Source organism: Streptomyces sp. NPDC050085 (assembly GCF_044460595.1).
GTDB lineage: Bacteria > Actinomycetota > Actinomycetes > Streptomycetales > Streptomycetaceae > Streptomyces.
The window spans coordinates 14,879-31,849 of record NZ_JBITJZ010000010.1; the positions used below are offsets into that span (position 1 = coordinate 14,879).

General features: G+C 70.1%; 18 protein-coding genes. 6 read left to right on the top strand and 12 right to left on the bottom strand.

Annotation, left to right across the window (positions count from 1 at the left end):
- Positions 1-79: 79 nt before the first annotated feature.
- On the bottom strand, positions 80-307 hold the full coding sequence (locus ACIBUY_RS30650) for a DUF397 domain-containing protein (protein WP_365579232.1): 228 nt from the start codon (positions 305-307) through the stop codon (positions 80-82).
- Between the two features lie 115 nt (positions 308-422).
- On the opposite strand from ACIBUY_RS30650, the gene ACIBUY_RS30655 reads away from it, so the two are divergent.
- Positions 423-1,433 (top strand): bifunctional lytic transglycosylase/C40 family peptidase, encoded by a 1,011-nt coding sequence (locus tag ACIBUY_RS30655; protein ID WP_365579230.1) that lies wholly within the window; start codon positions 423-425, stop codon positions 1,431-1,433.
- Between the two features lie 188 nt (positions 1,434-1,621).
- On the top strand, positions 1,622-2,356 hold the full coding sequence (locus ACIBUY_RS30660; RefSeq protein ID WP_399154332.1) for a phosphatase PAP2 family protein: 735 nt from the start codon (positions 1,622-1,624) through the stop codon (positions 2,354-2,356).
- Positions 2,357-2,642: 286 nt separating this feature from the next.
- Here ACIBUY_RS30660 and ACIBUY_RS30665 read toward each other — a convergent pair whose 3' ends face one another.
- Positions 2,643-4,223 carry an FAD-binding oxidoreductase gene (locus ACIBUY_RS30665; protein WP_399154333.1) on the bottom strand — a complete coding sequence of 527 codons (1,581 nt, stop codon included), beginning with the start codon at positions 4,221-4,223 and terminating at the stop codon, positions 2,643-2,645.
- 103 nt (positions 4,224-4,326) lie between these two features.
- Positions 4,327-4,491, bottom strand: coding sequence for a hypothetical protein (locus ACIBUY_RS30670; RefSeq protein WP_399154334.1), 165 nt, complete (start codon positions 4,489-4,491; stop codon positions 4,327-4,329).
- A gap of 119 nt (positions 4,492-4,610) precedes the next feature.
- On the opposite strand from ACIBUY_RS30670, the gene ACIBUY_RS30675 reads away from it, so the two are divergent.
- Together ACIBUY_RS30675 and ACIBUY_RS30680 are read left to right on the top strand one after the other, a co-directional pair.
- Positions 4,611-5,465, top strand: a complete 855-nt coding sequence (locus ACIBUY_RS30675; protein ID WP_399154335.1) for a hypothetical protein — start codon at positions 4,611-4,613, stop codon at positions 5,463-5,465.
- A gap of 110 nt (positions 5,466-5,575) precedes the next feature.
- Complete coding sequence (locus ACIBUY_RS30680; RefSeq protein ID WP_365579222.1) at positions 5,576-5,764, top strand: hypothetical protein; 189 nt, start codon at positions 5,576-5,578, stop codon at positions 5,762-5,764.
- A gap of 84 nt (positions 5,765-5,848) precedes the next feature.
- Here ACIBUY_RS30680 and ACIBUY_RS30685 read toward each other — a convergent pair whose 3' ends face one another.
- On the bottom strand, positions 5,849-6,223 hold the full coding sequence (locus ACIBUY_RS30685; protein ID WP_399154336.1) for a metal-sensitive transcriptional regulator: 375 nt from the start codon (positions 6,221-6,223) through the stop codon (positions 5,849-5,851).
- Positions 6,224-6,422: 199 nt separating this feature from the next.
- On the opposite strand from ACIBUY_RS30685, the gene ACIBUY_RS30690 reads away from it, so the two are divergent.
- Positions 6,423-7,043, top strand: coding sequence for a DUF47 domain-containing protein (locus tag ACIBUY_RS30690; RefSeq protein WP_111665497.1), 621 nt, complete (start codon positions 6,423-6,425; stop codon positions 7,041-7,043).
- A 9-nt stretch (positions 7,044-7,052) separates the two neighbouring features.
- Positions 7,053-8,051, top strand: a complete 999-nt coding sequence (locus tag ACIBUY_RS30695) for an inorganic phosphate transporter (protein ID WP_365579220.1) — start codon at positions 7,053-7,055, stop codon at positions 8,049-8,051.
- Positions 8,052-8,254: 203 nt separating this feature from the next.
- On the opposite strand, the gene pstB is transcribed toward ACIBUY_RS30695, so the two are convergent.
- The 8 genes from pstB to ACIBUY_RS30735 form a co-directional block, all read right to left on the bottom strand.
- Positions 8,255-9,031, bottom strand: coding sequence for a phosphate ABC transporter ATP-binding protein PstB (gene pstB, locus ACIBUY_RS30700; protein ID WP_365579218.1), 777 nt, complete (start codon positions 9,029-9,031; stop codon positions 8,255-8,257).
- 48 nt (positions 9,032-9,079) lie between these two features.
- Positions 9,080-10,153, bottom strand: coding sequence for a phosphate ABC transporter permease PstA (gene pstA / locus ACIBUY_RS30705; protein WP_365579216.1), 1,074 nt, complete (start codon positions 10,151-10,153; stop codon positions 9,080-9,082).
- Positions 10,150-11,157 carry a phosphate ABC transporter permease subunit PstC gene (gene pstC, locus ACIBUY_RS30710; protein WP_365579214.1) on the bottom strand — a complete coding sequence of 336 codons (1,008 nt, stop codon included), beginning with the start codon at positions 11,155-11,157 and terminating at the stop codon, positions 10,150-10,152. The genes pstA and pstC overlap by 4 nt, the downstream gene beginning before the upstream one ends.
- Positions 11,158-11,274: 117 nt before the next feature.
- A complete protein-coding gene (pstS, locus tag ACIBUY_RS30715) occupies positions 11,275-12,408 on the bottom strand; it encodes a phosphate ABC transporter substrate-binding protein PstS (RefSeq protein WP_399154337.1) in 1,134 nt (377 codons plus the stop codon).
- A 240-nt stretch (positions 12,409-12,648) separates the two neighbouring features.
- A complete protein-coding gene (locus ACIBUY_RS30720; protein WP_399154338.1) occupies positions 12,649-13,107 on the bottom strand; it encodes an NUDIX hydrolase in 459 nt (152 codons plus the stop codon).
- Positions 13,104-14,039, bottom strand: a complete 936-nt coding sequence (locus tag ACIBUY_RS30725; RefSeq protein WP_399154339.1) for a CHAD domain-containing protein — start codon at positions 14,037-14,039, stop codon at positions 13,104-13,106. Before ACIBUY_RS30725 ends, ACIBUY_RS30720 begins: the two co-directional genes overlap by 4 nt.
- Positions 14,020-16,473: an RNA degradosome polyphosphate kinase gene (locus ACIBUY_RS30730; protein WP_399154340.1), complete on the bottom strand. Its 2,454-nt coding sequence runs from the start codon at positions 16,471-16,473 to the stop codon at positions 14,020-14,022. Before ACIBUY_RS30730 ends, ACIBUY_RS30725 begins: the two co-directional genes overlap by 20 nt.
- Before the next feature lie 119 nt (positions 16,474-16,592).
- Positions 16,593-16,775, bottom strand: a complete 183-nt coding sequence (locus tag ACIBUY_RS30735) for a hypothetical protein (RefSeq protein WP_365579206.1) — start codon at positions 16,773-16,775, stop codon at positions 16,593-16,595.
- Positions 16,776-16,971: the final 196 nt, after the last annotated feature.

The window sequence follows — 16,971 nt, forward strand, 5'->3', positions numbered from 1 at the left end:
TCCGTATACGAAGAAACGTAAGGTCACTCTGTGTATCACGGGCGATTACATGGAGCAATGAACGGCTCAGCCGTGACCCTCATGTCTCGAGCCCCTCCACGAAGTGGTCGAATTCGCCTGCTTGTACACCGAGTACGAACGCCTCCCATTTCCTCCGGGTCGTCGTGACGACGGTGCCGGGGTCGGAGGTCTCGCGCAGGTGGACCAAGTCGCCCGCGCCGAAGGCGATTTCGATCCAGGGGCCCGGGCCCTCGGCGCCCTCGGGGGCGGCGCGGGTCCAGTTCAGGTCGGTGGGGATGTCGGACATGGTTCTCCGTCGTCGGCCAGGGGCAACTTCCACGGACAAGGTAGACCCGTCCCCGGCCGGGCCCCCGCCTACACTGTGGCCCGGTGTACTCCCCTGCGGCGAAGGGCGGTTGACGGTGCGTAAGACGTGGATCGTCGCGGGTGCGGGCGTCGCCGGGGGGACCGGGTTCGTGACGCTGCTCGTCGTGGGCACCTACATGGCGGCCGGGAGCCTGACCAATGGGGTGGGGCAGGGGGCCGTCGGGCTCGCCAAGGGGGCCGTGCCCGCCGCCTACCAGTCGCTCGTGCAGAAGTGGGGCAATCTCTGCCCCGCCATCAACCCCGCCCTGCTCGCCGCGCAGCTCTACCAGGAGAGCGGCTTCAACCCGAAGGCGACGAGTCCCGCCAAGGCGTACGGCATCGCACAGTTCATCAGCGGGACCTGGGCCACGCACGGCGTCGACGGGGACGGGGACGGGGACCGGGACATCTGGGACCCGAACGACGCCATCCCGTCCGCCGCCTCGTACGACTGCGAGCTCGCCAAGTACGTGAAGGACGCGCCCGGCGACCAGACCAAGAACATGCTGGCCGCTTACAACGCCGGTGCCTACGCCGTCATCAAGTACAAGGGCGTGCCGCCCTATCGCGAGACCCAGAACTACGTGAAGACCATCACGACCCTGGAGAAGAGCTTCGCCCGGCCGGTCGGGCGCGTGCAGCCCTCTCGGCAGGCCGCCGCGGCCATCTATTACGCGCAGAAGAAGCTGGGGACCGAGTACCTGTGGGGTGGGAACGGGACCGCCGACCAGGGCGGGCGGTTCGACTGCTCCGGGCTGACCAAGGCCGCGTACGAGACCGTGGGGATCGAGCTGCCGCGGGTCGCCAACGACCAGTACAACGCCGGGCCGCATCCGAAGCGGGACGAGCTGCTGCCGGGGGATCTCGTCTTCTTCTCCGACGACCTCAGCAACAGTCGTGCCATTCGGCACGTGGGGCTGTACGTGGGAGGCGGGTACATGATCGATGCGCCTCGGCCGGGGGCCGTCATCCGGTTCGACCCCATCGACACCCCCGACTACTTCGGTGCGACCCGGGTCACCGAGGACGGTGCCAAGGCCCTTCCGACCGCCTCGCCCGAAGTGTGACGTGGCTTGAACTCTCCGTTAAGGCCTGGCCCTGAGCTGCGGGTTTGTGTCTCTCTTCGATAACGTCTGCGTGATCATTCGGTGGAGTGTGGAACGTAGAGAGTGGGTCTGTGCGTTCCTGCTCATGGACCGGAAACAACCACGGGGGTGGCTGACGTAAGACGCGACGACGAAGGGGCCGCTGAACCATGGCTGGACTCGAGGCACTCGAGAGTTCCGGGTCGAACCCCGACGTCACGCTGCTCTACGACATCAACGGGCTGACGGACGACACCCCGCGCTGGTTCGACCGCGGCATGGAGTTCGTCGGTGAGTACGGGATCCTGCTAGGCCTCGTGCTGGTCGCGCTGTGGTGCTGGTGGGGGGCCCGGAAGCGGGGCGCCCTTGATGACGCCGCCTCGTCCGTCGCCGCCGTCGTGTGGGCGCCGCTCGCCGCGGGCCTGGCCGTCCTGGTGAACGTGCCGATCCGGTCCTTCGTCGAGCGACCCCGTCCCTTCAAGGACCATGACGGGCTGACCGTCCTGATCTCCGGTAAGAACGACTTCTCCTTCGTCAGCGACCACGCGACCCTCGCGATGGCCATGGGCGCCGCGCTCTTCGTCGCCAACCGGAAGCTGGGGCTCGCCGCGATCGGGCTCGCCGTGCTCGAAGGGTTCTGCCGCGTCTTCATGGGCGTGCACTATCCGACCGACGTCATCGGCGGGTTCGCCCTCGGCACGGCCGTGGCGCTGCTGCTGTCGCCGCTCGCGTCGGCGCTGCTCACGCCGCTGGCCAAGGCGGTCGGGCGGTCCCGCGTCGCGTGGCTGGTGTGGTCGCCTAGGGCTGTGCCGCCGGCTCGCGGAGCGGTGGGGCTGCCTGGCGCTCGGGAGTCGTCGGAGTCGGAGTCGGAGCCGGGTGACGAGGAACGGGACCTGGCCGCGTAGTCGCTCCGCTGCGGGACAGGCTGTATCCCGCGGCGCCGGACGCGAGGGCGATCGTGGCCGAGGCGGTGGCCAGCAGGCCCGCCTCGGGGTGGGCCGAACCGTCGGCCAGGGCGGAGGCCGCGGCGGCGCCGACGGTGAGGATCGCGGCGGTGGCTGCGGTGGCTGCGGCTATTCGGGGCTTGTTCATGTGTTCAGGTCAACCCGCGGCCCGGGGCCGGGCCACCTGAGGGCGTGTCGGGTGCGCCGAGTGGGGTAGCCCGCAGGGCCGTTGGGGTTGTCTCCGGCCCTACAGGGCTTGGGGGAAGTCGAAGAAGCCTGACGGGTCGTATTGGTGCTTCAGCTTCGTCAGGCGGTCGGCCGCGTCGCCGTAGTACGCCTGCTTCCAGTTCGTCAGCGTCGCGTCCGTGTAGTTCTGGTAGGCCGCGCCGGATGCGTACGGGCCCATCGCGTCGTGCGCCTTTTTCAGCCACGCTCGGGCCGAGGTGCCGGACGTGCCGGGCCGCCACGACACGATGTACTGCGCGAGCATCCGCGAGCGGCGGTGCACGAACGCCGTCGCCGTCGGGTCGACCCGGTTGATCGCGCCGCCGAGCGCCGTGAGGGCCACCGAGCCCGCGCCCGCCGTCACCGTCTCGAGCTGCTTGAGCAGCGCGCGCACCCCCGCGTCCGAGAGCGAGCGGTCAAAGAAGTCCGAGTGCGCCGCGTACGTCTCGCGCTGCAGCGCGCCCTGCGGGGAGCGGCCGGGGGTGGCGCCCGGCAGGTGGCACTGGGCGTCGGTGGAGAACGCCGAGCAGCCCGCGTAGATCTCCATCGCCTCCTCGTACGAGCGCCGGCGCAGCGAGACCGAGGTGGCCGGGCCCGGGCCGCCGGGGCCGTCGGCCAGGCGGTCCACCGCGTTCTGCAGCTCCGTGTACGTGCCGAGGGAGAAGGCGGCCACCGAGATCGTGGGGCGGCCGCCCGCCGCGTTCGCGAGGTGGAACGAGGACCAGATCTCGTCCGGCTGCTCCGGGCCCCACTTCTGCCAGGCCTTGAGGACGGTCGCGGCCTTCGACCACGGCCACGACATGTAGGCGGTCACCGCCTGGGGCGCGGGGTGCGTCTTGAAGCGGAGCTCCGTGACCACGCCGAACTGTCCGTTGCCCGCGCCTCGCAGGGCCCAGAACAGGTCCTTGTTCGTCGAGGAGTTGGCGGTCAGCTCCTTGCCGTCCGCCGTGATCAGCGTGGCCTGCGTGAGGCTGTCGCAGGTCAGGCCGTACGCCCGCGAGACCACGCCGTGGCCGCCGCCGAGGGTCAGGCCGGAGACGCCGACGGTGGGGCACGAGCCCGCCGGGATCGTGACGCCCTTGGCCGCGAGCGCCCGGTAGACGTCGATGAGCTTGGCGCCCGCGCCGACCACCGCCGTGCCGCCCGAGACGCGGACCGACTTCATGCGGGACACGTCGAGGACCAGGCGGCCGTCGCCGGAGGACCAACCGGCGTACGAATGGCCGCCGTTGCGGATCGAGACCGGGACCTTGCGGGCGCGGGCGTACGCGAGGGTCGTACGGATGTCGTCCGGTCCCGCGACGTACGCGACGGCCGTCGGCCTCAGGTCGTCGTAGCGGGTGTTGTAGAGCTGGCGGGCCGCCGCCCAGGAGGACTGGCCCGGGCGGACGAGCGAGCCGTCGAGGTCCTTGGCGAGCGCGTCCAGGTTCGCCGCGGCGTGCGCCTGCGCGGAGGCCGTGGAGCGGGCCGGGGCGGAACCGGAGGACGCCGGGGACCCTGAGGACGACGAGGGCGCGGCCGCGTGGCCGTCGCCCGCCGTGCAGGCCGACGCCGCGCCCGCTGTCAGTGCCGCCGAAGCCGCTATGAACGTACGCCGCTGCATGCCGTGTCTCCCTCGGATCCCTCGGCCACACGTTGTTTCCCGTGTTTCCCGTGCTCCCGTGCTTCCCGGGGTACGAGACGAGATCCGGGAGGCAGGGGTTCCCCTACCCGTTCTGCGCCCGGACGTGCCCGGTGTGCTCCTCGGCGTCCGTGCGGGCCCGGCTGCGTGCCCGTCGCGCCGGGCCGCGCCAGCCGCAGGTGCAGCGGGCCAGACAGAACCGGCCCTGCTCGACGACGCTCGTCGTGTGCTCGTGCTGCTGTTGTGCCACCCCGTCACGGTAGCGGCCCCATGTAAACCCCCCGTTCGCGTGACGGGTGACCCCTACTCGTCGTTAACCGGAACAACAGAGGGGCCGCAACGCACGGACAGGCTTGGGGGTCACGAGCGATGGTGGTGCAGCAGCACGCGCGGCAGGCGGCAGCGGCGAGAGCGGCGGCAGCGGCCGTCGCCGCGGCGACGGTCATGGCCGGTGCCGCCGGGTGCGGTGGCGGTGCCGAGGCCGGCGACCGGAACGGGGACCCGACGCGGCTCGTGCGCCAGGCCGCCGACCGGCTGGTCCGCGAGGGCAGTTCCCAGGCGCGTACGTCGATGGAGATGGCCAGCGGCGGCACGCGCGTCACCATCCGCGGCGAGGGCGTCTACGACTACCGCAAGGGCCTCGGCGAGCTGAAGGTGCAGCTGCCGCCGGACGCGGCCGGCACGGACGAGCACCGGCCGATCACCGAACTCCTCGCCCCCGGCGCCCTGTTCATGAAGAACCGGGGTGCGGGCGTGCCCGCCGACAAGTGGGTCCGCGTCGAGACCGCCTCGCTGACCGACGGCAATCTGGTCACCGGCGGCGCCACCGATCCGCTCGCCGCGGCCGAACTGCTGCGCGGCGCCGAGGACGTGACGTACGTCGGCGAGAGCGACGTCGCGGGCGTGGCGACCCGGCACTACCGGGGGACCGTCGATCTGGCCGCGGCGGCGAAGGGCGCGTCCGCGGGCAGCAAGGGCGCGCTCGCCGCGGCGGCGAAAGGGTTCGGCACGTCGGCGTCGGTGCCCTTCGACGCGTACCTCGACGACGACGGGCTGCTGCGCAAGGTCAGGCACCGGTTCAGCTTCGCCAACACGCAGCAGAAGAACGGCCTTCGGAACACGGTGGTCGCCTCGACGACCCTGCTGTACGGGTTCGGCAGGCCCGCGGTCGTGCGGCTGCCGCAGAAGAAGGACATCTACGCGGGCGAGGTCGCCGAGAAGTAGGGGTCGGCCCGGGGTCATCTCGGGGAGCCGGAAATGGTTCTTCCGTGCCATGCGCGGTGCGTAGGGCGCTCCCTACTCTGGGAAGTCGACTCCGATGGCTGGGAGAGGTGATGAGCGTGGCTCCGGTGGCCGGTACGGCGGTTCAGGACCACGTCGCCCTCGCCGAGATCGAGCTGTGCGGTGAGTTGATCATCGCGGCGTCCGCCGTCGCCGAGGGGCGACTCAGCGCGGACCGGATCGACGAGGTGCTGCGGGTCGCCGAGCCGTTGCCGTCCGGCGACCCCGACGACCAGGAATAGACGACCAGGAACAGACGGTCAGGAACGAGCACGGAGTGAGCGGGTCCCCGGGCCGGGACGACCGGCCCGGGGACCTGCTCACGATCACGTACGCAGCAGGCGCGCGATCGCCTTCGTGGCTTCCTCGACCTTCGCGTCGATCTCGTCGCCGCCCTTGACCGCGGCGTCCGCGACGCAGTGCCGCAGGTGCTCCTCCAGGAGCTGCAGCGCGAAGGACTGCAGGGCCTTCGTGGAGGCCGAGACCTGCGTGAGTATGTCGATGCAGTAGACGTCCTCGTCCACCATCCGCTGCAGCCCGCGGATCTGGCCCTCGATCCGGCGCAGCCGCTTGAGGTGCTCGTCCTTCTGGTGGTGGTACCCGTGAATGCCGCGGTCGTGGTCGGTCACGATCTCGGCCGCGGGCTCCGCCTGGGGCGCTTCGGTCGTCGCGTCGGTCGTCTCGGTGGTCCTCGTACTCACGGCGTCCGGCCTCCCGTTGTCATCTACATACCCCCGGTGGGTATATGGTACCGGATTTCTCCCCGGCTCGACCGGCACGTGGGACCCAGTGCTGATCACTGTGCCTGATGGGCGACACTGGGGGAACGCCGGTTAGCCGTGGCCGGATGATGCGCCTAGCATCAGCCTGACCGAATCCAAAGCACCCCGAGGACCCCACGTGCGCTTTCGTCTGACCCCCAGGGAGACGAGCTTCTACGACATGTTCGCCGCATCCGCGGACAACATCGTCACGGGCTCGAAGCTCCTGATGGAACTGCTCGGGGCGGATTCCTCCGCCCGGGCCGAGATCGCGGAGCGGATGCGGGCAGCGGAACACGCCGGTGACGACGCCACCCACGCGATCTTCCACCAGCTGAACTCCTCGTTCATCACGCCGTTCGACCGCGAGGACATCTACAACCTCGCGTCGTCCCTCGACGACATCATGGACTTCATGGAGGAGGCCGTCGACCTGGTCGTCCTCTACCAGGTCGAGGAGCTTCCCAAGGGCGTGGAGCAGCAGATCGAGGTCCTGGCGCGCGCGGCCGAGCTGACCGCCGAGGCCATGCCGAACCTGCGCACCATGGACAACCTCACCGAGTACTGGATCGAGGTCAACCGTCTGGAGAACCAGGCCGACCAGATCCACCGCAAGCTGCTCGCGACGCTCTTCAACGGCAAGTACGACGCCATCGAGGTGCTCAAGCTGAAGCAGATCGTGGATGTGCTGGAGGAGGCCGCCGACGCCTTCGAGCACGTCGCTAACACGGTGGAGACCATCGCCGTGAAGGAGTCCTGAGGCCCGCTCATGGACACCTTCACACTGATCGTGACGATCGGCGTCGCGCTCGGATTCACGTACACGAATGGCTTTCACGACTCTGCGAACGCCATCGCCACGTCTGTTTCCACGCGTGCGCTGACGCCTCGCGCGGCGCTGGCCATGGCCGCCGTCATGAACCTCGCCGGTGCCTTCCTCGGCAGCGGCGTCGCCAAGACCGTGAGCGAAGGCATCATCGCCACGCCTGAGGGCCAGAAGGGGATGGGCATTCTCTTCGCGGCGCTTGCGGGCGCCATCGTGTGGAACCTCATCACCTGGTACTTCGGGCTGCCCTCGTCCTCGTCGCACGCGCTGTTCGGCGGCATGGTCGGCGCGGCGCTCGCCGGTGGTACGACCGTGTACTGGTCCGGCGTGCTCGACAAGATCGTCATCCCGATGTTCACGTCGCCGGTGGTCGGTCTCGTCGTCGGTTACCTCGTGATGTGCCTCATCATGTGGCTCTTCCGGCGCTCGAACCCGCACAAGGCCAAGCGCGGATTCCGTATCGCGCAGACCGTCTCGGCGGCCGGCATGGCGCTCGGGCACGGCCTCCAGGACGCGCAGAAGACGATGGGCATCGTCGTCATGGCGCTCGTCATCTCCGGGCACGAGGACTACAACGACCCGATCCCGGTCTGGGTCAAGATCGTGTGTGCCGTGATGCTGTCGCTCGGTACGTACGCGGGTGGCTGGCGGATCATGCGGACCCTGGGTCGCAAGATCATCGAGCTGGACCCGCCGCAGGGGTTCGCCGCGGAGACGACCGGCGCCTCGATCATGTTCGGCTCGGCGTTCCTGTTCCACGCGCCCATCTCCACGACGCACGTGATCACCTCGGCGATCATGGGTGTCGGTGCGACGAAGCGGGTGAACGCGGTGCGGTGGGGTGTGGCCAAGAACATCGTCATCGGGTGGTTCATCACGATGCCTGCGGCTGCGCTTGTCGCTGCCGCCAGCTACGGGATCGTTTGGCTGGCCTTCGGCTAAGAGGGTGCCTCTTTGGCCTCGTTGCCGACTGCGGGTCGTGGTCCTGCTGCGCGCCCCGCGGCGGAGCCGCTGACGCTGATGAACACAGCCCCGCGCCCCTGGAAGAACAAGGCGAAGGCCCACTCCCTTGCGGGAGTGGGCCTTCGCCTTTTCCTCGTGGCGGCACCGCCATGCAGCGCCACGAGGGGTCGGGGGTGTCGGGTCTAGCCGAAGCGGCCCGAGATGTAGTCCTCCGTGGCCTGGACCGACGGGTTGGAGAAGATGCGCTCCGTGTCGTCGATCTCGATCAGGCGGCCGGGCTGGCCCACCGCCGCGAGGTTGAAGAACGCGGTGCGGTCCGAGACGCGGGCCGCCTGCTGCATGTTGTGCGTCACGATGACGATCGTGAAGCGCTCCTTGAGCTCGCCGATCAGGTCCTCGATGGCGAGCGTCGAGATCGGGTCGAGGGCCGAGCAGGGCTCGTCCATGAGCAGGACGTCCGGCTCCACCGCGATCGCACGCGCGATGCACAGGCGCTGCTGCTGACCGCCGGACAGGCCCGATCCGGGCTTGTTCAGTCGGTCCTTGACCTCGTTCCAGAGGTTTGCGCCCTTGAGGGACTTCTCGACGATGTCGGTCAGCTCGGACTTCTTGTAGCGGCCGTTGAGTTTCAGGCCCGCCGCCACGTTGTCGAAGATCGACATCGTGGGGAAGGGGTTCGGGCGCTGGAAGACCATGCCGACGGTGCGGCGCACGGCCACCGGGTCGATGTGGCTGCCGTACAGGTCCTCGTCGTCGAGCAGGACCTTGCCCTCGACGCGGCCGCCGGGGGTGACCTCGTGCATCCGGTTCAGGGTGCGCAGGAACGTCGACTTGCCGCAGCCGGAGGGGCCGATGAAGGCCGTCACCGAGCGGGGCTCGACCGTCATCGAGATGTCCTCGATTGCCTTGTGGGAGCTGTAGTAGGCGGTCAGGCCGCTTACGTCGATTCGCTTGGCCATAACTAGTTCACTTCCGGATTCGAGTCGCTGAGGAGCTCAGGTGCCGCGTCAGCGGCTCGTCTTCGGGGCCTTCCAGCGGGCGATGCCGCGAGCCACGAGGTTGAGGATCATGATGAAGGCGATGAGCACCAGGGCCGCGGCCCAGGCGCGGTCGTACGCCGCTTCGCTGCCGCCGCTGCTCGCGTACTGCTGGTAGATGTACAGCGGCAGCGAGGCCTGTGGGCCGTCGAACGGGTTGGTGTTGATCAGCGGGTTGCCGAACACCAGCAGGAGGACCGGGGCCGTCTCGCCGGCGATGCGGGCGACCGCCAGCATGATGCCGGTGGTGATGCCGCCGATCGACGTGGGCAGGACGACCTTGAGGATCGTGCGCCACTTCGGGATGCCGAGGGCGAGGGAGGCCTCGCGCAGCTCGTTCGGGACGAGCTTGAGCATCTCCTCGGTGGAGCGGACCACGACCGGGATCATCAGGATGGACAGGGCCATCGAGCCGGCGAACCCGGAGAAGCCGAAGCCGAGGATCAGGATCCAGAAGGACAGGATGAACAGGCCCGCCACGATGGAGGGGATGCCCGTCATGACGTCCACGAAGAACGTGACCGCCTTCGCGAGGCCGCCGCGGCCGTACTCCACCAGGTAGATCGCCGTCAGCAGACCGATCGGGACCGAGATCAGGGTGGCGAGGCCGACCTGCTCCAGGGTGCCGATGAGGGCGTGGTAGATGCCGCCGCCCGGCTGGTAGGCGGTGACGAAGCCCATCGAGTGGGTCAGGAAGTACGGGTCGAGGACCTTGACGCCGCGCTTGACCGTCTCGTAGACGAGGGAGGCGAGCGGGATCACGGCCAGGATGAACGCGACCCAGACGACGCTGGTCGCCACCCGGTCCTTGGCCTGGCGGGTGCCCTCGACCTTGGCGGCGAGGCCGTAGGTGCCGAGGACGAAGATGATCGCGGCGAGCAGGCCCCACTGGATGCGGCTGCTGAGTCCTGCGCCGAGGCCGATCGCGCAGCCCGCGGCGACCGAGCCGATCGCGATGGCCCAGGGGGACCAGCGGGGCAGGCGGGCGGCGCTCAGGGAGGAGGGGCGCTTGGCCTGGGGGCGGTCGTTCAGTGCGTGGCTCATGCGTTGGCCCCCGAGTACTCCTTGCGGCGGGCGATGATCAGCCGGGCACCGCCGTTGACCAGCAGCGTGATGACGAAGAGGACGAGGCCCGAGGCGATCAGGGCGTCCCGGCCGAGGTCGTTGGCCTCGGAGAACTTCGCCGCGATGTTCTGCGCGAACGTGCCGCCGCCCGGGTCGAGCAGGCTGGCGTGGATCAGGAAGTCGGGGGAGAGGACCGTGGCGACGGCCATCGTCTCGCCGAGCGCGCGGCCGAGGCCGAGCATCGACGCGGAGATCACGCCGGAGCGGCCGAAGGGCAGCACCGACATGCGGATGACCTCCCAGCGGGTCGCGCCGAGGGCGAGGGCCGCCTCCTGGTGCATCAGGGGGGCCTGCTTGAAGACCTCGCGGGAGACGTTCGTGATGATCGGCAGGATCATGATGGCCAGCAGGATGGAGACGGTGAGCAGGGTGCGCGGGGCGCCGCCCTGCCACTCGAAGATCCCGGTCCAGCCGAAGTAGGCGTCGAGCCAGCTGAAGGTGCCCTCCATGTGCGGCACCAGGAACAGGGCGCCCCACAGGCCGTACACGATGGACGGCACTGCGGCCAGCAGGTCGACGACGTAGGAGATGGGGCCGCTGAGCTTCTTCGGCGCGTAGTGCGTCAGGAAGAGCGCGATGCCGACGGCCACCGGGACCGCGATCGCCATCGCGATGATCGAGGTGACGACGGTGCCGAAGGCGAGGACGGCGATGCCGAAGACGGGCGGCGTCATGCCCGTGTTCCATTCGAAGGCGGTGAGGAAGTTGCCCTCGTCCTTCGAGATGGCGAGCGAGGCGCGGTAGGTCAGGAAGACCGCGATCGCGGCCATGATCACCAGGAGCAGGATGCCCGAGCCGCGGGACAGACCGAGGAAGATCCGGTCGCCGGGACGGGTGGCGCCGCGGGCGGCGCGCTTCTGCTGTGCCGGTGTCGGGCGATCAGCGGGTGCGGGGGGCGCGGGTGATTGCGCGGTTATGTCCATGGGGTTCTCCGGTCTGCGAAGTCCCGTACCCGGTCGGGGAGTTGGGGCTTCTGGCGGCGGTGCACCGGACGGTGCGGGCCGCTCGTGCCGTTCGAGGCCGAGCGGCCCGCACGCGGGCTAGCTGATGCTCGCGACGGTCTCGCGGACCTTCGCGTTGATCTCGGTCGGGATCGGGGCGTAGCCGAGGGCGGAGAGCTGCGCCTGGCCGGCGTCCGAAGCCATGTAGCCCAGGAAGGACTTGGTGGCGGCGAGGGTGTCGGCCTTGTTGCCCTTGTCGCAGACGATCTCGTACGTGACCAGGGTGATCGGGTAGGCGCCGTCGGCCTTGGTCGCGTAGTTCAGCTCGAGGGCGAGGTCCTTGCCGGTGCCGACGATCTTGGCGTCGGCGATCGCCTTGGAGGCGTTCTCCGAGGTGGCCTTGACCGGGGCGGAGGCGCCCGTGGCGATGTCGACGGTCTTCACGCCGTCCTTGGCGTACGACAGCTCCATGTAGCCGATGGCGCCCGCGGTCTGCTTGATGCCCGCGGCGACACCGGAGGAGCCCTGCGCGGACTGGCCGCCCTTGGCCTGCCAGGCCTTGCCGCCGGAGTACTTCCAGTCGCTCGCGGCCGTGGCCTTGAGGTACTTGGTGAAGTTGTCCGTCGTGCCGGAGTCCTCGGCGCGGTGGTACGGCTGGATCTTGGTCGAGGGGAGCTTGGCGCCCGGGTTCAGCTTCTTGATCGCCTCGTCGTCCCACTTGGTGATCTTCGAGTCGAAGATCTTGGCGAGGGTCGGGGCGTCCAGGACCAGGTTGTCGACGTTGTCCAGGTTGTACGCGACGGCGATCGGGCCGCCGACCATCGGCAGGTCGATGCCCTGGCCGCCGGAGCAGACCTTCTTGGAGGCGGTGACTTCTTCGGGCTTGAGCGCCGAGTCGGAACCGGCGAAGGCGACCTGGCCCTGGTTGAACGCGGTGACACCGGCGCCGGAACCGTCGGGCTTGTAGTTGACCTGTACGCCCTTGCAGGCCTGGGCGTAGGCCTGGCGCCAGGCGTCGACCGCGTTGCCCTGGGCCGAGGAGCCGATGCCCAGCAGCTGGCCCTTGGCGTCGTCGCACTTGATGTCGCCGGCCTTGGTGGTCGAGGTCGAGCCGCCACCGCCCGTGGTGCTGCCGGTGTCGTCGGAGCCGCACGCCGTGAGGGCCAGGGCGCCGGAGACGGCGAGAGCGCCGAGGGAAAGGGCGCGGAGCCGGTTCTTGCGCTGAAGCTTCACCTTCGGATGTTCCTTCCAGGAGCCGCCGGCCTTCTCGTTGTCCGTGGCGGCGTGCGAAATCTGCGGATGTTTCAGGTGAACGATGAGGCTGTTCCCCGATTCGGGGGCTCACCGCGTAAGGCTGAAATTAGGCAGATCAGGTGAAGCGGCCGATGGCCGTGAGTGAACGGAGGGTGAACCTAAGCGGGCGGTGCGGTTAGGTCACGGAGGGGTTACGTTGCGTAGCTGTGAGCGGGGGATTCAGGCCAGGTGCAGCGCGTCGAGCAGGGCGTCGACGAGCCCGCGGTCGCGGGGCTGCGTGAGGCGGTTGCGGGCCGCGGCGGGCGGCAGCCACAGGATGCGGTCGACCTCGCGGTTCGCGCTGAACGTGCCGGGGCCCGCCTCCGCCGCCCAGTAGTCGACCCTCTTGGGGCGGCCGCTCGCCAGGTAACGGACCGTGGGCAGGCGGGTGCCGGGGGTGCAGTCGTGGCCGGTTTCCTCGCGCACCTCGCGCAGGGCGCCGGCCATCGGGGCCTCGCCGCGCTTCAGCTTGCCCTTGGGGTGCGACCAGTCGTCGTACTTGGGGCGGTGGACGAGGCAGATCTCCAGGCCCTCGTCGAAGGGGGAGCGGCGCCACAGCACGCAGCCCGCCGCCCGGATGGTGTCCTGATCCCGTTGCTGTTCCGGCTCGGGGAAGGTGTCGTCTTCGTGCACGGTCACGGTGTGCCCACCGCCTCTCTCTGCCATGCCTCCCTGAAGGCGTTCCTGGCGGCCTCCACCTGGTGGCGCTGGTCGGCGTGGAGCACGCCGAGGGCGTACGCCGTCGCCGGGGCGATGCGCGGGGTGCGCGCCGCGTGGGCCGCGGCGGCCGCCGCCTCGGCGGCGTCGCGGTGCGCGTTGAGGGCGTGGGCCGCGTCGGTCTCGGCGGGGCGTCCGTCGAGACAGGCGTCGGCGAGCACTTCCTGGGCGTAGCGGTGCAGCCGCAGCAGCAGGCGTACGTGGTGCCAGGGAGTGTCGGCCTCCGCGTTGTAGGGGTGGCCGGCGTCGTCCCGCAGGGCGGCGGCCGCCTCCGTGAGGCGGGACTCGGCGTCCGAGGCGAGCCTCTTCAGGTCGGTGTCCGCGCCGGACAGCGGTACTTCGCTGGCGAGCACGGCGACGCTGTCGGCCACCGCGTGGAACCGGGACGAGCCGAGCGCGCCGAGCGCCGTGCTGTGGGCCCGCGTCTTGGCGAGCGTCAGCTGGCGGTCCAGCAGGGCGGCCGCCTTCGCCGAGCCGAGCGTCAACGCCGTGGCACCCGCGGCCTGTTGGGGGATGCGGCCGGTGCCCGTCGTGGTGAGGCGGTGCAGGGCCTCGTTCAGCCGCTCCAGGCGGTCCGCGCACGCGTGCTCCTGCGCCAACGTGCCGGACAGCCACGCCAGTTCGGGCCGCAGCGCGTCCGACCAGTCGGCGTCGAGCAGCGGGCGGAACGTGTGCAGGGTGCCGCTGATGCGGCGGGCGGCGCGGCGCAGGGACCGGGCCGCGCCCGCCGTGGCCCCGCTCTCGCGGTGGGCGCGCAGCGAGCGCAGGAACTCCGTCGCCTGGCCCCGCAGATAGCCGGCCAGGACGGTGTCCGCGGCGCCTGTCGTGCCGGGGTCAAGGTGTTGCTGTGCCACGCCGGCGCCTCCGGGCGTCTATGAGCATCTCCTGTACGTTCCGCAGGGGGCGCCCGTCCGCGTCCAGGGCGTGCCGGGTCCAGTTGCCGTCCGGGCCCAGGTGCCAGGAGGCGGTGGTGTCGGACATCCCCGTTTCGAGCAGCCGGCTCAGGGCCGCTCGGTGGGCCGGGTCCTCGACGCGGACCAGGGCCTCGATGCGGCGGTCGAGGTTGCGGTGCATCATGTCGGCGCTGCCGATCCACACCTCCGGCTCGCCCCCGTTGCCGAAGGCGAAGACGCGGGAGTGCTCCAGGAAGCGGCCGAGGACCGAGCGGACCCGGATGTTCTCGGACAGGCCCGCGACGCCGGGGCGCACCGCGCAGATGCCGCGCACCCACACGTCGATCGGCACGCCCGCCTGCGACGCCCGGTAGAGCGCGTCGATGACGGCCTCGTCGACCATCGAGTTGACCTTGATGCGGACGTGCGCGGGGCGGCCCGCGCGGTGGTGCTGGACCTCCTTCTCGATGCGCGTGACCAGGCCCGTACGCAGGGACTTGGGGGCGACGAGAAGGCGGCGGTAGGTCTCGCGGCGCGAGTACCCGGACAGCCGGTTGAAGAGGTCGGAGAGGTCAGCGCCGACTTCTTGATTGGCCGTCAGAAGCCCCAAGTCCTCATACAGACGGGCGGTCTTGGGGTGGTAGTTGCCGGTGCCGACGTGCGAGTACCGGACGAGCTGCTCGCCCTCCTGGCGTACGACGAGGGAGAGCTTGCAGTGCGTCTTCAGGCCGACGAGCCCGTAGACGACGTGACAGCCCGACTCCTCCAGCTTCCGCGCCCACTTGATGTTGGCCTGCTCGTCGAAGCGCGCCTTGATCTCGACGAGGACGAGGACCTGCTTGCCCGCCTCCGCGGCCTCTATCAACGCGTCGACGATCGGCGAGTCGCCCGAAGTCCGGTACAGCGTCTGCTTGATGGCGAGCACGTCCGGGTCCTGCGCCGCCTGCTCGAGGAACGCCTGGACGGACGTGGAGAAGCTGTCGTACGGGTGGTGCAGCAGGACGTCGTGGTTGCGCAGCGCCGCGAAGATGTCGGGCGCCGAGGCCGACTCGACCTCGGCGAGGTCGCGGTGGGTGCCCGCGACGAACTTCGGGTACTTCAGCTCGGGCCGGTCCAGGCCCGCTATCGCGAACAGGCCGGTGAGGTCGAGGGGCCCCGGCAGCGGGTACACCTCGGCCTCCTTGATCTTCAACTCCCGTACCAGCAGGCTCAGTACCTCGGAGTCGATGGTCTCCTCGACCTCCAGGCGCACCGGCGGCCCGAAGCGGCGCCGCATGAGCTCCTTCTCCAGGGCCTTGAGGAGGTTCTCGGCGTCGTCCTCCTCGACCTCCAGGTCCTCGTTCCGCGTGACGCGGAACATGTGGTGCTCCTCGATCGACATGCCGGGGAACAGCTCGCCCAGGTGCCGGGGCGCGGAGATCACGTCCTCGATGGGGACGTAGCGCTGCGGGGCGGCCTCCAGGAAGCGGGCGAGCAGCGGCGGGACCTTGACGCGGGCGAAGTGGCGGTGGCCCGAGACCGGGTTGCTGACGACGACCGCGAGGTTGAGCGACAGTCCCGAGATGTACGGGAAGGGGTGCGCGGGGTCGACGGCCAGCGGGGTCAGGACCGGGAAGATCTGGTTCATGTACAGCGTGTAGAGCCGGGCCTGCTCCTTCTCCGTCAGCTCGTGCCAGCGGACGATGTGGATGCCCTCGTCGGCGAGGGCCGGGGCGACCTCGTCCTGGTAGCAGGCGGCGTGCCGGGCCATGAGCTCGCGGGAGCGGTTCCAGATCAGCTCGAGGACCTCGCGGGGCTGCAGGCCCGAGGCCGAGCGGGTGGCGACGCCGGTCGCGATGCGCCGCTTGAGACCTGCCACCCGGACCATGAAGAACTCGTCGAGGTTCGAGGCGAAGATCGCCAGGAAGTTCGCGCGCTCCAGGAGCGGGGTGTTCGGGTCCTCGGCCAGCTCCAGGACCCGCTCGTTGAACGCCAGCCAGCTGCGCTCGCGGTCCAGGAAACGCCCCTGCGGGAGCTCCTCGCCGTCGTGCGCGCCGAAGTCCTCCTCGTAGTCGTCCGGATCGGCGTCGATGTCGGCGACGATCCCGGCGAGCTTGGCGGCCGACCGCTCGAAGTCGCCGGTGCCCGCGACGGGGTGCGGGCGGTGCTCGGCGAGCGAGCCCACGGAGGGCTGCGGCTGCGGCTCCGTACGGGATTCACGGGATTCTTGACGGTCCTGTGCGGCGTTCGGCTGGCTCATGGCCCCATTCTTCCGCGCGGAGCGCCTCGCGGGCGCGTCGACCGGTGCCGGAAGGTCCGAGAGGGCGGGCGCGAGGCGGAGCCGGCCCTGGGGGGCGGGCTCCGGCGGGGCCGTCTCCGGCGGAGCCTTCGAGGGTTCGGGCGCGGGGGGCTGCATTCCGTGAGCGTCGCAAGCCCGTCTGAATCGCTGGTTACGGCGACATGACGTGCGGGCTATGGGCGAGCGGCTCCCCGGCGTCCACGAGCACTTTCCCGCTGTCGCTCGCAGACGGGCTCTCAGGGCGTGCGACGCCGCAGCACGAGGAACGCGAGGGCGACGGCGGCCCCGGCCGCCGCCAGGACGATCGCGGATTCTGCCAGCTGGAGGGGCCAGGCGTGTGACGCGGGGTGGTACGTCACCCGGAAGTCGCGGAACCCGGAGGAGCAGCGGGTCGGCTCGGCCGCGCTGTGGGAGTCCACGCAGGCGTTGTTGTTCGTGATGCGCTCGCCGGCGGACGTGACCGCGCCGTGGCCCGGGACGCCGACCGCCGCGAGGACGGGCAGGGCGCGCAGCGCCCCCGGCAGGGCAGGCGCGGGGCAGCGGGCCCGAGGACCACACGAGGCGCTACCTGGCCGGGCTTGTCCCGCTGGTCGCCCCCGCAGTGGGGGTGAGCGC